Source organism: Pedobacter xixiisoli (assembly GCF_900215335.1).
Classification (GTDB): domain Bacteria; phylum Bacteroidota; class Bacteroidia; order Sphingobacteriales; family Sphingobacteriaceae; genus Pedobacter; species Pedobacter xixiisoli.
In genome coordinates, this window is sequence record NZ_OCMT01000002.1 from 404,704 (window position 1) to 419,937 (window position 15,234).

Below are 15,234 nucleotides of genomic sequence, written 5' to 3' on the forward strand. Positions count from 1 at the left end.
GATGAAGAAACTACTCGTAATCGTAAGCATACTAGCTGCCTCGCAGCAGTATGCTTATTCGCAAATTCAGCCAGAGAAGAAAGCCGATAGTGCAAGTGCACAAAAATCTACTCTACAGCCCTATAATAAGGTTATCACGAGCAATGCAAAAAGTAAAGCAGGGCTATTTACCGTAAGCCAAGTAGACACTAAGTTTTACTTCGAAATTCCAGATAGCTTATTTAACAGGTACATGCTCACAGTAACTCGTTACTTGGCTACACCGCAAGGTATGGGAAGTTTCGGTGGCGAAAAAGCTAATGAACAAACCATCTATTTCGAGAAAGGTCCCAACAACACTGTTTTTTTAAGATCATTACAATACAGACAAGATGTGCGCAAAGCGGACGCCATGTTGGCAAAGGCATTAGCTGGCAGTAACGAAAATCCAATCGTTACCGCTTTTCCTATCAAAACAACAAATCCCGCTAACGGAAATGTGGTGATTGAAGTAACGGAGACTTTTAAAAAGGAAAACCCGATGTTTTCTTTGGCAAACTCAGAAAAATCGGAGAAGAAGTTAAGTTCTTTGGCAGATGATAAATCTTTCATCGAAGCCATCAACTCCTACCCTATCAACATTGAGGTAAAAACCACAAAAACTTACACCAATGCTACTGCAAGTGCTGGAAGTGTAACACTAAGATTGAACACCTCTATCGTTTTGTTGCCAAAAATTCCAATGCGTAAGCGTTTCTTTGATGAAAGAGTAGGTTATTTCGCTAATAAATACGTGTTATTCGATGATGATGAACAACGTGCTCAAACGAAATACATCATTCAACGTTACCGTTTAGAACCAAAAGATGCAGATATCAAAAAATATCAAAGCGGACAGTTGGTGGAACCGAAAAAACAAATTATCTACTACATCGATCCGGCTACGCCAAAAAAATGGAGACCTTATCTGATTGCTGGTATTAACGATTGGCAAAAAGCTTTTGAAGCGGCTGGTTTTAAAAATGCAATTGTAGGTAAAGAATGGCCAGAAGCCGATACCACTATGAGCTTGGAAGATGCTCGTTATTCGGTAGTGAGATATTATGCTTCTGAAACTCCTAACGCTTACGGACCACGCATCAGCGATCCCCGCAGTGGAGAAATCCTCGAAAGTCATGTTGGTTGGTTTCACAATGTGATGAAATTAGTGCAAAACTGGTACATGATCCAAGCTGGACCGTTAGACCCAAGAGCAAGAAAAATGCATTTAGATGATGAATTAATGGGGCAACTAATCCGTTTCGTTTCTTCGCATGAAATTGGCCATACCATCGGTTTACGTCATAACATGGGTGCTAGCAGTGCAACGCCAGTAGAAAAATTAAGGGACAAAAAATGGGTTGAAGCCAACGGTCATACCGTTTCTATCATGGACTATGCTCGTTTCAATTACGTAGCTCAACCAGAAGATAATATCAGTCCTAAAGGAATTTACCCACGCATTGGCATGTACGACAAATGGGCAATTAAATGGGGTTATGGCTATTTCACTAAAGCAAAAGATGAATTTGAGGAAGAAAGCATTTTAGCCAAACTAACTACCGATAGTTTAACTGCAAATCCTAAATTATGGTTTGGTGGCGAAGGTAAAGATGAAGACCCTCGTAGTCAAACAGAAGACATTGGTGACGATGCAGCTTTAGCCAGCGATTATGGTATCAAGAATTTGAAGCGTGTAGTGCCAAACCTAATCAAATGGACTTATGCACCGAACGATGCTTATGACAACCTTTCGGACATGCATAAAGCTGTGGTAAGACAATACAGCAGATACTTATATCATGTAATGAAAAACATCGGCAACAACTATGTAACTAAAAGAACCGTAGATGAAAAAGGGATAGTTTACAGACCAGTGCCAAAAGCAAAAGTAAAAGCGGCTATAGATTACGTAGGAAGACAGTTATTTATAGCTCCTTTATGGATGTATCCTCAGGAAATTGCACAATTGATCCCCTTAAAAACAGCAGATGAAATATCTGATCAACAAAATCAAATGTTGAACATGTTTTTAAGTACTGGTATGCTCTATAATATCAGTCAAAAAGCATTGCAATCTGAAGGTGCTTACACTGTACCAGAATTTTTAAATGATGTACAGCAAACAGTTTGGGTAAACTTCTCTGGCGACGAAAAATTAGATGTGTACAGAAGAAGCCTACAACGTGGCTACATTGAGAAAATAGGCATATTATTACTCCCTAAGGAAGTAGAGCCAGGAAAAGCTTTAAATGCAGCGCAACGCAGTGATGTGAGGCTTTACGGTCAACAGCATTTAGTAAAACTGAGAGCTGACATCGTAAAGCTTATGGCTTCAACTACTGGGTTTAACAAACAGCATTTCGAAAGTATTTTAATCGATATCGACAAAATCATTTCAAAACTTAACAAAACAGAGGCATGAGAAAATTATTGATAGTAGCACTTTTAGGTTTAGGCAGTGTAGTACAAGCACAGACCATGTCGGAAAAGGAAGTTACTGCAGATTTGGTAGCACAACGCGAAACGCAAAAAAAGGAAATTACCAACAGTTACCTTGCACTGAGCGATAATTTTATCACTTCTGATAGCGTAGCAGCAGTAAATAACGCAAAGGCATTAGTTAATTCGTTCGGTAAGTTCAAGTTTAAAAAATTAACACTTGACCAAATGAATGAAGCTACAACAACAAGAAAGCAAATTGTAGAGTTAGCTACAGAAATTGCAGCAACCAAAAACATCAACAAACAACGTAAAGCTTTTGGTGTGCTTTCTACAAAATTTTGGACAATTGCGGCAAAGTTAAAACCAGCTGATATGCCATTATACCAACAAGTTTGTCCGATGACTGGCGACGTTTGGTTAAGCGGAAGTAAGGAAATCAAAAACCCTTATTTTCCTAAAAACATGTTGACTTGCGGAGAAGTGAAAGCAAGTTTATAAAGAGTAAATTTAGGTTTAGTTTGACAAAATGCGGCGTTCTGGATAGAGGCCGCATTTGTCTTATTATAACAAATTTGCATTGAAAACTAATTCAGCAATATAAATAACCTTACAAAACTGACCCTGAAATAAATTCAGGGTGACGGCATATATGGCGCTTCGTCATGCTGAATTTATTTCAGCATCAGCTATTTAGCATGCTTTAGCAAACTTAATATTCTAAAGTAACGATGTGGAAATCTATCCGTTTACAAAACTAATTCTTGCATCAGTTTTCCTAATGTTTCTTCTGCATCTATACAAAAGCCTGGGTGTACTTTAGAACATTGTACTACCGTACTTCTGGTTGCAGTTAACCACCTAAATCTACTTGCTAGATCTAGCTGACCAATTGGCCCAGCTGTTTTACCACCTTTGCAGATATTGACAATCGCATTTAAGTTCTCCTCTATTACCGCTACCTCCAACTCGCAGTTCAAAGCCTTCAATCTTTCTGGACATACTTTAAATGCGGCGTTGAGATACTTTAATTTTGCACAGTACAAGATCACACCCACATTAATAAATTCTTCGCGTTCTACCCTAGGCATTACCCGAATTACGGCATACTCAAATAAGTGTCTGTCTTGCATTTTCGGCTTCGTTAACAAAAACTGAAGAGTTTTCAATTCGAGTATTTAAAAAATAGGCATAAGCTTTTCGCTGATCTTCCGGCTTTTCGAAACTACGTTCGTCTAACCATTCATCAGGTATCAAAGCCAAAATGTTATCGATCAATTGTGGCGTTAAAATAGCTTTCAATTCTGCATCAACTGCAGCAATTTCACTTGCTTGCGGTAACAGCACATGGTCTTTCACCAATACGAACGGACGCTTAGCTTGCTCTTCCCAATTTTGCCACGAGTGGTGGAAATACAGTGACGCTCCGTGATCAATTAACCAAAGTTCTTTATGCCAGTAAAGCATATTCGTATTTCTCGCAGTACGATCCATATTGGTTAACAAGCAGTCCATCCACACTATTTTAGAAGCCAAATTCGAATCTACTTTGTTAATGGTCGGATCATAGGTAATGGCTCCAGAAAGATAATGCAGTGCCAAATTTAAGCCTACACTTGCTTTCAACAAGTCTTGGATTTCCTCATCGGGTTCCGTTCTTCCAAAAGCTTCGTCCAAGTTGGCAAAAACCAATTCTGGCATCTTCAAACCTAATGCACGAGCAATTTCGCCACCAATAATTTCTGAGATAAGTGCTTTATGCCCCTGCCCTGCGCCTCTAAACTTCAGCACGTACAAAAATCCGTCATCCGCCTCTGCAATTGCAGGCATAGAACCACCTTCTCTCAAAGGCGTTACGTAACGCGTAACATTAACGGTTCTTAATTCTAAGTTTTTTTCTGTTGTATTTGCCATACCAAGCAAAGATAATTTAAAATTATAGACAGTTATTTTTTAATTAGCCATAGAAACTGAGATTTGGCTCTACGAGTTACTTACAAATAATTTTAATCATCAATATTTTTATCAATCTCGGCATTTGCAGCAAACCTTTATCTCAAATAGGTTTCTTTAAAATCTAAAATCTGTGTATCTATGTGTTTATAAAACATGTTTATGCTAAAATCATCAACTTTAACCTATTCTATTATACTTTTTATTGCGTTCGTTTTATTAGCGATTTTTGTGCGCTACAATCCTGTAAACAATTTCGATATCAACATCTCTCGATTTGTGCAGCAGTTCCATCATCCAACATTAGATAAAGTGATGATAGGAATCAGCGCATTTGGCAACGTGTCCATCGCTTTTGCAAGCATGGTCATTACCGCATTACTATTCTTTATTTTCAGGTATAGGCGTGAAGCCTTGTTCGTGATGGCAATTTCCTTCACAGGATTAATTACCTTTAGTTTAAAGCGCTTATTTACCCGTCCACGGCCAACTGATGAATACGTTACCATTATAGAAAGCTATAAAAATCACAGTTTTCCAAGTGGGCACACACTTTCTTACGTAGTATTCTTTGGCTTTATTATTTTCTTGATGCAGCAGCTAAAGACTATGCCTAGCTATTTAAGGAACTTTATTACTGTATTCGCCTATTTCATGTTTATCGTCGGACCTATCTCCAGAATTTATCTGGGAGCGCATTGGTTTACTGATATTGTGGGGGGATTGCTGATTGGGTTAATTTACCTTTTACAGCTAAATAACTTCTACAAAAAAGGTCTGAAAAAAGAAATGGAGATAGAACCGTAGTCCTACCCCCATCATCTAAATTAACGCTCTCGAGGACAAATATACGGCAGTTTTTGATAATTCAAATTATATCTTCACTTTTTTTTCAAAAACTTTATCACTTCTAGGAATCACACAAATTCAAACACACTACAACAAAGGTATATAAAACCATAAAAAATGCCTAAAAACTGAAAAAACAAATATCAAACAAGTAAAAAATACCTTTTTAAGAATGTAAAACACCATGAAAAAAGCTATTATTTTTGATAAATTTGTGACATAAATTCTTTCCAAAAACAAGTCTCTTTTAAATTTAGTGACTTGTTGAAACGGTTAGAATGCCGTAAGTGTAATCACAGATGAAAAAGAGTATTCCTGTTTACGATATCCAAAATTTTTCAGCGTATAAAAACGATGGAATTTTAGTGAGCAGGTTTGGCTATTATTCACAGCAGCACCAACATTTACATAGCGCACATCGTCATAGTTTTTATCACCTTGTTTTTTTTACCAAAGGGACGGGCAAACAGCAAATTGATTTTAGAACCTTTGATGTAAAACCCAACCTCATTTATTTTATGATACCTGGGCAGGTACATAGCTGGAATTTTGAGAGTGAACCTGATGGCTATTTGATTAACTTCTCCGCTTCGTACTTTAGTTCTTTGTTGCTGAAACAAGAATATCTGGATAAATTTAGTTTTTTTAGTGGTAAACCCGAAGAACAGGTTTTAGTTTTGGATACCAGCACAAGCGAAAAATTAGTTACCATTTTTGAAGAGATTTTAAGAGAAGGAAATACAGAAACACCAATTAACGATGATTTGGTGAAAGTTTTATTGCTCCGCCTATTAATTGAAGTTGCTAGAGCTACAGATTTACAAAACAAAGAAGACATCAACCCTTACAATCATACCATTCTAAGAAATTTCCAACAACTGATTGAAAAAAACTATACGCAACTTAGATTGCCAAAACAATACGCAGAGCTACTTTACATTACCCCAAATCATTTAAATGCCCTTTGTAATGATTTTTTAGGAAATTCGGCTGGCAAGCTCATTAGGGATAGAATTATATTAGAAGCCAAGCGTTTGCTCATCAACCTTGATTTAAGAGTAGTAGAAATTGCCGAAAAATTGAATTTCGAAGACCAATCTTACTTCGTTAAATTCTTTAAAAAATATGAGGGCACAACCCCCGACAGATTTAGAAAACAATACATAACAACACCATATGGAACCGAATAAAGAAACACAATACTATGTATCGCAATGGAAAGGCTTTTCTAATGCCAAATGCCCTAGATGTAGAGTTGGAAATGCTTTTATTGGAAACACCTACAGTTTCAAAATGCAGAAGATGAACGAATTTTGTCCGCATTGCGGATTGAAATTTGAGCGTGAGCCAGGGTATTTTTACGTAGCCATGTTTGTGAGCTATGCCATGAACGTTGCCGAAATGATTACCGCAGGCGTAGCGGCTTACGTTTTTGGCTTAACGCTAGATTACGATAACCTTTGGTCTTTTATCGGCGTACTATTTCTAACTACGCTGTTATTTGCACCGTTTAATTACAGATACTCAAGAATGGTTTTATTATACTGGCTCTCTCCAAACTTAAACTATGAACCAGCACGAAGTGCGCCAAAAAAATAAACAAAAAAAGGTGTTTGAATATCCTCAAACACCTTTTTTCATCATTATAGCTATTAAAAAATAGCATATTTATAACTCTGCATTTCGTCCCACTTCCTTTCGGCAAGCTTGGCGTTAGAAATACCGTTTTTCTCGTCTTGCTTTTGTTTTTCTGCTTTCTCCTTGCGTTGATCTACGTAACTTTTAACTGCTGTAGACGAATAGTTTCTCTCTGTTGATGTCTTGTTTGAGCGATGACTATTGTTGGCATCCTCAAGTAAAATAAAATTCTCAGCCATTTCCTTATAGTTTTAGTGATTCTATATTCGAGTAAACACCTTAATATTGAAATTGTTTGCTGTCATCTAAATTAAACTAGACAGTTGAATTAAACGTTACTAAAACATTAAATCATCTACAGTAATCAGGTGATAATTAACCATCAAAACAGCAAATATAATTTAGAGATAATCAGTTCAACATCATGCGAAACTTAAACCCCCTTAACTTCTTAATGTTTTAACCATTAAGGAATTAAGAAAATGAAGGCTTACGTTTTTTAGCAAAAAAGGTTGTTAGTAAAACCAACAACCTTTTAACCTACTATTTGTATATAAATTAATCTGCTAAAGCCCTAAACATGGTAGCGCCAACAGTTAAATTTGTTCTACTATCAATTAATATTGCCGAGCCATTGGCTTTACTTTCACCGTAAAAATCAAATGGTAAACTATCTGCTGTTTTAAGCACTACCCTGCCAATATCATTTAATTTAAATTCATCAGCAGCGTGTTTCTCCAAGGTGTTGATATCAACCTTATAAACCACCTCGGCTATTTTACATTTGGTTACTTTACTGTTATGTTGTAGTAAATAAGTAATCGAAGTATCTAAAGCTTTGGTATCCATCCAACATAAATCTGCTTCTACCAACTTGCTTTCTTGTGGCAAAGCCGATGAATTTACAATCGTATCGCCACGGCTAATATCTACATCGCTAGCTAAATGTATCGTCACCGATTGACCCGAAGAAGCTTCTTCTAGTTCCTTATCAAAAAATTCAATTTTGCTAATGGTAGAGCTAGCTCCCGATGGCAGCACCGTTATTTGATCATTTACTTTAAAAGTACCACTCACCACTCTGCCAGCATAACCTCTGTAATCATGCAGTTCGTCTGTTTGAGGCCTAATCACCCACTGTACTGGCATTCTAGCTTTGTCAGATTGCTCTAATACGTCGGTATCTACCTGTTCTAAAAAGTGCAGTAGACTTTCACCACTGTACCAGTTCATACGCTCAGAGACGTGTACAATATTATCACCTTTTAATGCACTAACTGGAATGTAGGTTACGTCTTGCAAACCTAACTCTTCAGCCAATGCTTTATATTTTTGAGTAATGGCTTCGAAAATCGTTTCGCTGTAATCAACCATATCCATTTTATTGATGGCTACAACTACATGTTTAATCCCCAACAAGGAAACCAAATAAGAGTGGCGAATGGTCTGCTCTACCACGCCATTTCTAGCATCAACCAAAATAATAGCCAAATTAGCAGTAGAAGCACCAGTAACCATGTTTCTGGTGTACTGGATATGTCCTGGCGTATCTGCAATGATGAACTTTCGTTTATCCGTTTGGAAATATTTGTAAGCCACATCTATGGTAATTCCCTGCTCACGTTCGGCTCTTAAACCATCCGTTAAAATGGCCAAATCTACTGTTCCATCATCATTTTTTCTATTCGCATTTTGGATAGCCTCCAATTGGTCTGCTAAAATAGAATCTGTATCGTATAATAAACGGCCAATCAATGTGCTCTTGCCATCGTCTACACTGCCTGCCGTAAAAAATTTAAGTATGTTCATGCTTTTGGTTGTTTAGATGATTGGTTGTTTGGTTGTTCGGAAAGACCCAAGTCTAACCAACTAAAAAACGAAACAACTAACCAACTATATTAAAAATATCCTCCCTTTTTCCTGTCTTCCATCGCCGCTTCAGAAACTTTATCGTCCATACGAGCGCCACGCTCCGAAATCTTAGATTGACTGATTTCCGAAATAATATCATCAATCAAAAAAGCATCCGATTCAATTGCTGCCGTACAAGAAATATCACCTACGGTACGGAAACGGACTTTCTTACGTTCTACTACATCTTCTTCATCCATATTTACGTGAGGAGAAGCCGCCATTAATTGACCGTTGCGGGTAATAACATCGCGTTCGTGAGCAAAATAAATGCTAGGCAACTCAATATTTTCCCTGCGGATATAGTTCCAAACATCTAACTCAGTCCAGTTACTGATTGGGAAAACACGTACATTCTCACCTTTATGGATTTTACCATTGTAAACATTCCACAATTCTGGGCGTTGGCGTTTTGGGTCCCATTGACCAAACTCGTCTCTTACCGAAAAAATACGTTCTTTTGCTCTGGCTTTTTCCTCGTCTCTACGGGCGCCACCAATACAAGCATCAAACTGATGTTTCTCGATAGTTTCTAACAAAGTAACGGTCTGCAAAGCATTTCTACTGGCATTTTTACCTTTTTGCTCAACCGCTTTCCCTTCATCAATAGATTGTTGTACCGAACCCACAATTAAACGTTCGCCCAAACGAGCCACCATCCTATCTCGGTAATCTATGGTTTCTTCAAAATTGTGACCAGTATCAATGTGTACCAACGGAAATGGGAACTTACCTGGTCTAAAAGCTTTCTCTGCTAAACGAACTAAAGTAATGGAATCCTTCCCTCCCGAGAACAACAAAGCAGGTTTTTCAAACTGCCCCGCAACTTCCCTTAAGATATGGATTGCCTCCGCCTCAAGCTCGTCTAAGTAATCAAAATTATATTTACTCATTTTTTTGGTTGTGTCTTTTTATTATTTGAAAAGCAAGGTTAATCGCCTTTCGGTATTTTCAGTCCCGCTATCCGTTTCAAGTTTTTGTCTTCGACAGGCTCAGACTGACAAACTTTACACTGCTATCGGGTTTATTTTTGTTGGGACTATTCTGTAATTCCCCAAACACCCCGCCCTTTGGGCACCCCTCTAAAAGAGGGGAATTGCGTACTGCCTAATGTCCCTTTCCGACTTGCGGTCTTTCTGACTAATACCTAACTCCTAATACCTAGCCACTAAGTTTACTGATACCTGACCACTGATTCCTGTCCTCTACGAAGTAGCATGCAACCCACATTCTTTCTTACTTTGGTCTTCCCACCACCAGCGGCCAGCTCTAAAATCTTCTCCTTCTCTCACCGCTCTAGTACAAGGTGCGCAGCCAATACTTGGGAAACCTTTATCGTGCAAAGTATTATACACAATGTTGTTGTCCTTCACATAATGTTTCACATCTTCCAAAGTCCAATCAAAAATGGGGTGGAACTTAAACAACTGATTTCCTTCATCCCATTCTACATCTTCCATGCCTTCCCTGTTGGTACTTTGGTCGGCTCTAATGCCTGTAATCCAAATTTCGTTGCCAGCCAAAGCTCTTTTTAAAGGTTCAATTTTTCTGATGTAGCAACACTCTTTCCTATTTTCTATGCTTTCGTAAAAACTGCTCGGCCCTTTCGCATTTACCATGTTCTGCAGCAAATCGTTTTGCGGAAAATAAGCATGGATAGGTTTTTGGTAAATTTCCAAAGTCCTATTCCAAACGTAGTAAGTCTCCGGAAAAAGCCTCCCAGTTTCCAAAGTAAAAACCTTAATTGGAATATTGTTGGCGAATATCAAGTGCGTTACCACTTGGTCTTCCCAACCAAAACTGGTAGAGAAAACAATCTTGTTTTTACTCTTTTCAGCTAGATATTTAAGTTTAGCAACTACATCCAGCCCTTCTAATTCTTGTTTTAAAGTTGCAATCATTTTATTTAGTCAACAAAATATAAATCGTTCTTAAACTAGTGATAATTACGATAATACCAACCATAATCATGATGGTTTTTGCATTTAATCGCTTGGTTAGCAAAGCACCAAAAGGCGCAGCGATACAACCACCTAAAATTAAGCCTACAATAATTTGCCAATGCACTAAGCCAATCATCATGATAAAAGTTAATGAACTAGCTAAGGTTACAAAAAACTCGGTTAAGTTTACCGAACCAATAGTGTAACGCGGATTTCCACCTCTTGCAATTAATGTAGAGGTTACAATTGGTCCCCAACCACCACCACCTATCGAGTCTAAAAAAGCGCCAATAAATGCTAAAGGGCCTATTTTTTTCAAAGGCTTTGTTTTCTTGTGTTTAGCAATTGCTTTTAACAAAATTTTCACCCCTAAAAATAAGGTATAAGCAGATACTACAGGCTTAATGATATGTCCGTAGTTCTCTAAGGATGATAAAATATAAGCACCAGCAATTGCGCCAATAATACCTGGTAGCAATAATTTCTTAAATAGCTTAGTGCGAACATTACCAAAACGCAAGTGCATTAATCCAGAAACACCGCTGGTAAAAATCTCCGACGCGTGTACACTGGCACTTGCCGCAGCTGGACTAACACCAAAAGAAAGCAAAAATGTGGTGGCGCTTACACCATAAGCCATACCCAAAGCACCATCAACCAACTGTGCTAAAAAGCCACCGATGATAAAATAAAGAATGGTACTATCTACTTGATCTGCTAAACCCACAGCTACGTCGCCCAATTTGGCAAAAGGAATGAAGGACAAGAAAATATGTCCCACTACCATCGTTGCAATTACTGAAAGCACCCAAATGATAATTTTCTTGGTATTGAACTTGTTCTCTTTCTCCAAAAATGTAGCGGTAATGCCGTTTAGCACTTTTACTTTGTGCTTGATATCACCGTTAAGGTTATTTCTAATCTGATTTAACTGACCTATAGAATCATCTATTTCTTGCGGAATGGCTTTATCTAAAATTTCTTTCAATCTTTTAGCCATGGTTGGCGATTTGCCATTGGTAGAAATAGCAATTTTCAAATCACCTTTCTGAACTATCGAACCTAAATAAAAATCACAAAGCTCTGGCTTATCTGCAACGTTAATTAACAACCCTTTCTGATGAGCTAAGGTTCTTAATTCCGTATTAAAATCATTATCGTTGGTAGCTGCAAAAACAATATCAACATCTTCTAAATCATCCGCAGAAAATGCCTTTTGTTTGATGGTAACATTAGGATTGATCGATGCAATTTCAGCAACGGCAACATGTATATCTTTAGCTACAATGGTAACTTGTGCTAAAGTACTGTTTTTAACGATAGCACTTAGTTTTTCCAGACCTACTTCGCCAGCACCAATTAATAAAGTGCGCAACTCATTCAATTTAATGAAAGCCGGAAAAAGCTGATTGCCTTTAATGCTCTCAACGTTCTCGACGCTTTCAATGCTCTTATCGCCTGCTGGCAAAACCTCTGCTGTATTTTGATTAGGAGATGGTTGCATACTGCTTAATTACGTTTTTAAAGGATGGATGCAAGGACACCACTTCGCCAAAAATCAATAACGCTGGTGCTTGAATTTTCTCTTCCTGTACTTTAGCTACAATATTTTCCACAGTTGAAATTACTAATTTTTCTGTTTCGGTAGAACCATTTTGAACTACCGCAGCGGGTAATTGTGCTTTTCCGGCAGCTTTAAAAACTTCTACAATTTTTGATAGCTGTTTCAAACCCATTAAAATTACAACTGTAGCATTAGAATTTGCTGCTTGGTAAATATCATCTGAAATTTGACCATTGGTAGTTGTACCTGTAATTACCCAAAAACTTTCGCTTAAACCACGATGTGTTACTGGAATTTGCTGCAACCCTGGTACACCGATAGAGCTAGAAATACCTGGGATAACCGACACAGGAACATTGTAAGAAGCTGCAAAATCCAATTCTTCGTAACCACGACCAAACACAAATGGGTCACCACCTTTTAAACGCACTACATGACCATAATTTAATGCGTAATCTATCATCAATTGGTTAATGGCATCTTGCGAATGAGAATGTTCTCCCGAACGTTTACCTACATAAACTTTGATAGCAGCTGATGGTGCATGTTCCAACAAAGCTTCATTAGTTAAAGCATCGTACAATACTACATCAGCAGTTTGCAAAGCTTTCACACCTTTTAAAGTCAGTAAATCTGGGTCACCAGGACCTGCGCCTAATAAGGTTACTCTTGGTTCTATATTTTTGTTCATGTTTTTACAATTTTGAATGATTGAATGACTAAATGAGAAAATAGGATTGCTGCAATTCAATACTTACTCATTTAATCACTTTGTCATTTATTCATTACTAGTTCGCTAATGCAGTGCGTTTCGCTTTAATTCCGTTTAAAAACTCCTCTGCTTGTGCGTAATAGGCTTTCGCAAATTCTTCCGAAGGTTCATTCTTGTTAATTTGAAGTACCAAATCGGCGAAGCTTTGTCCTAGGCTAAATTCTCCACTTTCCACATAGTGATTATCAAATTCTTTGATTACACCAGCTTGTGTACTTGCATTTACACCTTTATCTAGCAATAAGGATTTTGCTGCATTCACCATCGATGCATAAGTGTGATAAATAGCATCTGCGTAAGAACCGTTGTTTAATGATGCCGTAGCCCATCCAAATTTCTCGTCGGCCTCTAGCAGTAAAGTAGCTACCAAATCAATCACTACGCCCGCACATTCGCCTACGCCAATGGCAGTAACGAAAGTTTCTTCATGTCCCCAGTCTACAAATTCTTCCGTTTTTAAATTGGTTAAATCTGCTAATGGTTTTAATAATTGATAGAAGTGGTCTTTACCTTTTCTATCATAATATTTATGAAAAGTTTCTTCTGCCTCGTTATTTGCTTTAAAATCGTTTAAGATATAATGTAGTACACTTGTAGCACGCTTAGAAGGTACTTTTATGACACGTTCCGCCACACGACCAAAACCATCACCTACCGTTCCGCCACCTAGCATTACCTGCACAGCCGGCACAACTTTTCCTTCCGCTTTTACCGAACTACCGTGAAAACCTATCTCTGCCAAACCATGCTGACCGCAAGAATTCATACAACCGCTAATTTTGATATTGATATTCTTTTCGTAAATCAACTCGGGAAAATCATGGTAAATTACATCTTCCAAAACCTCAGCTAAAGTCATGCTGTTAGAAATACCTAAATTACAGGTATCTGTACCAGGGCATGTGGTAATATCTGCCAAACTATCGAAACCTAAAGCGGTAAAACCCAATTCGTTTAAAGCAACATATAATGATGGAAGAGCTTCTTTTCTAACAAATTTCAGCAACAAGCCTTGATTTTGCGTAATTCTAATTTCGTCAGCGATGTGTGGTCTAACCGCAGCAACAAAAGCTCTGGCCAAATCAGTTTTGATATCGCCAACGGTTACTTTTACGTAAACCCCAAAGAAACCTTCTTGCTTTTGCTCAATAACGTTGGTAGCTAACCAGTGCTTGTAGTGTGTTTCATTTGCAATTTCAACCGCAACGTATTCTTTTTCTGGCTGTGGCTCCGGTTGTGGAACTGTATCTAAATCGATTTTGAAGGTTTTTACTTTAATTGCGATACGTTCTTCATCTACCAACCTTAATACCTCTTCCAATCCAAGTTTTTGAACCAAGTACTTTAAACGAGCTTTATTTCTATTGTTACGTTCGCCGTATCTATCAAAAACACGCAAAACCGCTTCTGTAAAAGGGATTAACTGATCTTCTGGCAAAAACTCTTGTACTGCACTTGCCAAAAATGGTTGCGCACCCAATCCACCAGCAAACATTACCTTAAAACCTCGCTCCCCGTTTTCGTTAATTTTAGGAATAAAACCTAAATCATGGATATAACTATACGCCGTATCCTTCTCGCTGGACGAGAAAGAAATCTTGATCTTTCTTCCCATTTCTTGGCAGATAGGATTACGTAGAAAGTAGGCAAAAACCGCTTGTGCATAAGGAGAAACATCAAATGGTTCGTCTTTATCTATTCCAGAATTTGGCGATGCTGTTACGTTACGCACTGTATTACCACAAGCCTCACGTAAAGTGATATCGTCTCTTTCTAACTCTGCCCAAAGCTCTGGAGTTCTATCTAAACTCACATAGTGAATCTGGATATCCTGACGAGTAGTTAAGTGTAAGTTACCGCTTCCGTATTCGTCGGCAACATCGGCAATACGCAATAATTGCTTAAAGGTTACTTTACCAAAAGGCAACTTAATACGTACCATTTGTACACCAGGTTGGCGCTGTCCGTAAACACCACGAGCTAAGCGAAGACTTCTAAATTTTTCCTCGTGTATCGTGCCGTCACGAAAGGCTTTGATTTTACGTTCAAGATCAATAATATCCTGTTCTACAATTGGGTTTTCAAGCTCTGTTCTAAAACTCTGCATGGTTGTTGGTTGTGCTTTTATTCAAAAAATGCCTCTC

Annotated in this window: 14 protein-coding genes; 5 read left to right on the forward strand and 9 right to left on the reverse strand. The window is 38.0% G+C overall.

What is annotated here, in order from left to right:
- The first annotated feature begins 1 nt into the window (after position 1).
- Together CRO54_RS07865 and CRO54_RS07870 are read left to right on the forward strand one after the other, a co-directional pair.
- Entirely contained in the window at positions 2–2,443 is a 2,442-nt protein-coding gene (locus CRO54_RS07865; RefSeq protein ID WP_097130698.1) for a zinc-dependent metalloprotease, read from the forward strand.
- Positions 2,440–2,961, forward strand: coding sequence for a DUF3347 domain-containing protein (locus CRO54_RS07870; RefSeq protein WP_097130699.1), 522 nt, complete (start codon positions 2,440–2,442; stop codon positions 2,959–2,961). Before CRO54_RS07865 ends, CRO54_RS07870 begins: the two co-directional genes overlap by 4 nt.
- 248 nt (positions 2,962–3,209) lie before the next feature.
- Here the strand turns inward: CRO54_RS07870 and CRO54_RS07875 are convergent, their stop codons facing one another.
- Complete coding sequence (locus CRO54_RS07875) at positions 3,210–3,593, reverse strand: DUF3037 domain-containing protein (RefSeq protein ID WP_097130702.1); 384 nt, start codon at positions 3,591–3,593, stop codon at positions 3,210–3,212.
- On the reverse strand, positions 3,571–4,374 hold the full coding sequence (locus tag CRO54_RS07880) for a HipA family kinase (protein WP_097130704.1): 804 nt from the start codon (positions 4,372–4,374) through the stop codon (positions 3,571–3,573). The genes CRO54_RS07875 and CRO54_RS07880 overlap by 23 nt, the downstream gene beginning before the upstream one ends.
- Positions 4,375–4,575: 201 nt before the next feature.
- On the opposite strand from CRO54_RS07880, the gene CRO54_RS07885 reads away from it, so the two are divergent.
- From CRO54_RS07885 to CRO54_RS07895, 3 genes are all read left to right on the forward strand, one after another.
- Positions 4,576–5,220: a phosphatase PAP2 family protein gene (locus tag CRO54_RS07885; protein WP_171047860.1), complete on the forward strand. Its 645-nt coding sequence runs from the start codon at positions 4,576–4,578 to the stop codon at positions 5,218–5,220.
- A 341-nt stretch (positions 5,221–5,561) separates the two neighbouring features.
- Positions 5,562–6,452, forward strand: coding sequence for an AraC family transcriptional regulator (locus CRO54_RS07890; RefSeq protein ID WP_097130708.1), 891 nt, complete (start codon positions 5,562–5,564; stop codon positions 6,450–6,452).
- The gene (locus tag CRO54_RS07895) at positions 6,439–6,861 is read left to right on the forward strand and encodes a DUF983 domain-containing protein (RefSeq protein WP_097130710.1); all 423 of its coding nucleotides are present in this window, start codon (positions 6,439–6,441) and stop codon (positions 6,859–6,861) included. Before CRO54_RS07890 ends, CRO54_RS07895 begins: the two co-directional genes overlap by 14 nt.
- Before the next feature lie 53 nt (positions 6,862–6,914).
- On the opposite strand, the gene CRO54_RS07900 is transcribed toward CRO54_RS07895, so the two are convergent.
- The 7 genes from CRO54_RS07900 to CRO54_RS07930 all read right to left on the reverse strand — a co-directional run bounded on the left by CRO54_RS07900 (position 6,915) and on the right by CRO54_RS07930 (position 15,197).
- A complete protein-coding gene (locus tag CRO54_RS07900) occupies positions 6,915–7,139 on the reverse strand; it encodes a hypothetical protein (protein WP_097130713.1) in 225 nt (74 codons plus the stop codon).
- A 319-nt stretch (positions 7,140–7,458) separates the two neighbouring features.
- Entirely contained in the window at positions 7,459–8,709 is a 1,251-nt protein-coding gene (locus CRO54_RS07905; protein WP_097130715.1) for a sulfate adenylyltransferase subunit 1, read from the reverse strand.
- Between the two features lie 89 nt (positions 8,710–8,798).
- Entirely contained in the window at positions 8,799–9,704 is a 906-nt protein-coding gene (cysD, locus tag CRO54_RS07910; protein ID WP_097130717.1) for a sulfate adenylyltransferase subunit CysD, read from the reverse strand.
- A gap of 312 nt (positions 9,705–10,016) precedes the next feature.
- Complete coding sequence (locus tag CRO54_RS07915) at positions 10,017–10,712, reverse strand: phosphoadenylyl-sulfate reductase (protein WP_097130719.1); 696 nt, start codon at positions 10,710–10,712, stop codon at positions 10,017–10,019.
- A gap of 1 nt (position 10,713) precedes the next feature.
- On the reverse strand, positions 10,714–12,258 hold the full coding sequence (locus tag CRO54_RS07920; protein ID WP_097130721.1) for a TSUP family transporter: 1,545 nt from the start codon (positions 12,256–12,258) through the stop codon (positions 10,714–10,716).
- Positions 12,242–13,009, reverse strand: a complete 768-nt coding sequence (cobA, locus tag CRO54_RS07925; protein WP_097130723.1) for a uroporphyrinogen-III C-methyltransferase — start codon at positions 13,007–13,009, stop codon at positions 12,242–12,244. The genes CRO54_RS07920 and cobA overlap by 17 nt, the downstream gene beginning before the upstream one ends.
- Before the next feature lie 97 nt (positions 13,010–13,106).
- Positions 13,107–15,197 carry a HEPN domain-containing protein gene (locus CRO54_RS07930; RefSeq protein WP_097130726.1) on the reverse strand — a complete coding sequence of 697 codons (2,091 nt, stop codon included), beginning with the start codon at positions 15,195–15,197 and terminating at the stop codon, positions 13,107–13,109.
- Positions 15,198–15,234: the final 37 nt, after the last annotated feature.

What these genes read in the sequence shown, in the direction of transcription:
- CRO54_RS07865 (WP_097130698.1), top strand. Translation starts at nt 2, where the DNA reads ATGAAGAAACTACTCGTAATCGTAAGCATACTAGCTGCCTCGCAGCAG.
- CRO54_RS07870 (WP_097130699.1), top strand. Translation starts at nt 2,440, where the DNA reads ATGAGAAAATTATTGATAGTAGCACTTTTAGGTTTAGGCAGTGTAGTA.
- CRO54_RS07875 (WP_097130702.1), bottom strand. Translation starts at nt 3,593, where the DNA reads ATGCAAGACAGACACTTATTTGAGTATGCCGTAATTCGGGTAATGCCT.
- CRO54_RS07880 (WP_097130704.1), bottom strand. Translation starts at nt 4,374, where the DNA reads ATGGCAAATACAACAGAAAAAAACTTAGAATTAAGAACCGTTAATGTT.
- CRO54_RS07885 (WP_171047860.1), top strand. Translation starts at nt 4,576, where the DNA reads ATGCTAAAATCATCAACTTTAACCTATTCTATTATACTTTTTATTGCG.
- CRO54_RS07890 (WP_097130708.1), top strand. Translation starts at nt 5,562, where the DNA reads ATGAAAAAGAGTATTCCTGTTTACGATATCCAAAATTTTTCAGCGTAT.
- CRO54_RS07895 (WP_097130710.1), top strand. Translation starts at nt 6,439, where the DNA reads ATGGAACCGAATAAAGAAACACAATACTATGTATCGCAATGGAAAGGC.
- CRO54_RS07900 (WP_097130713.1), bottom strand. Translation starts at nt 7,139, where the DNA reads ATGGCTGAGAATTTTATTTTACTTGAGGATGCCAACAATAGTCATCGC.
- CRO54_RS07905 (WP_097130715.1), bottom strand. Translation starts at nt 8,709, where the DNA reads ATGAACATACTTAAATTTTTTACGGCAGGCAGTGTAGACGATGGCAAG.
- cysD (WP_097130717.1), bottom strand. Translation starts at nt 9,704, where the DNA reads ATGAGTAAATATAATTTTGATTACTTAGACGAGCTTGAGGCGGAGGCA.
- CRO54_RS07915 (WP_097130719.1), bottom strand. Translation starts at nt 10,712, where the DNA reads ATGATTGCAACTTTAAAACAAGAATTAGAAGGGCTGGATGTAGTTGCT.
- CRO54_RS07920 (WP_097130721.1), bottom strand. Translation starts at nt 12,258, where the DNA reads ATGCAACCATCTCCTAATCAAAATACAGCAGAGGTTTTGCCAGCAGGC.
- cobA (WP_097130723.1), bottom strand. Translation starts at nt 13,009, where the DNA reads ATGAACAAAAATATAGAACCAAGAGTAACCTTATTAGGCGCAGGTCCT.
- CRO54_RS07930 (WP_097130726.1), bottom strand. Translation starts at nt 15,197, where the DNA reads ATGCAGAGTTTTAGAACAGAGCTTGAAAACCCAATTGTAGAACAGGAT.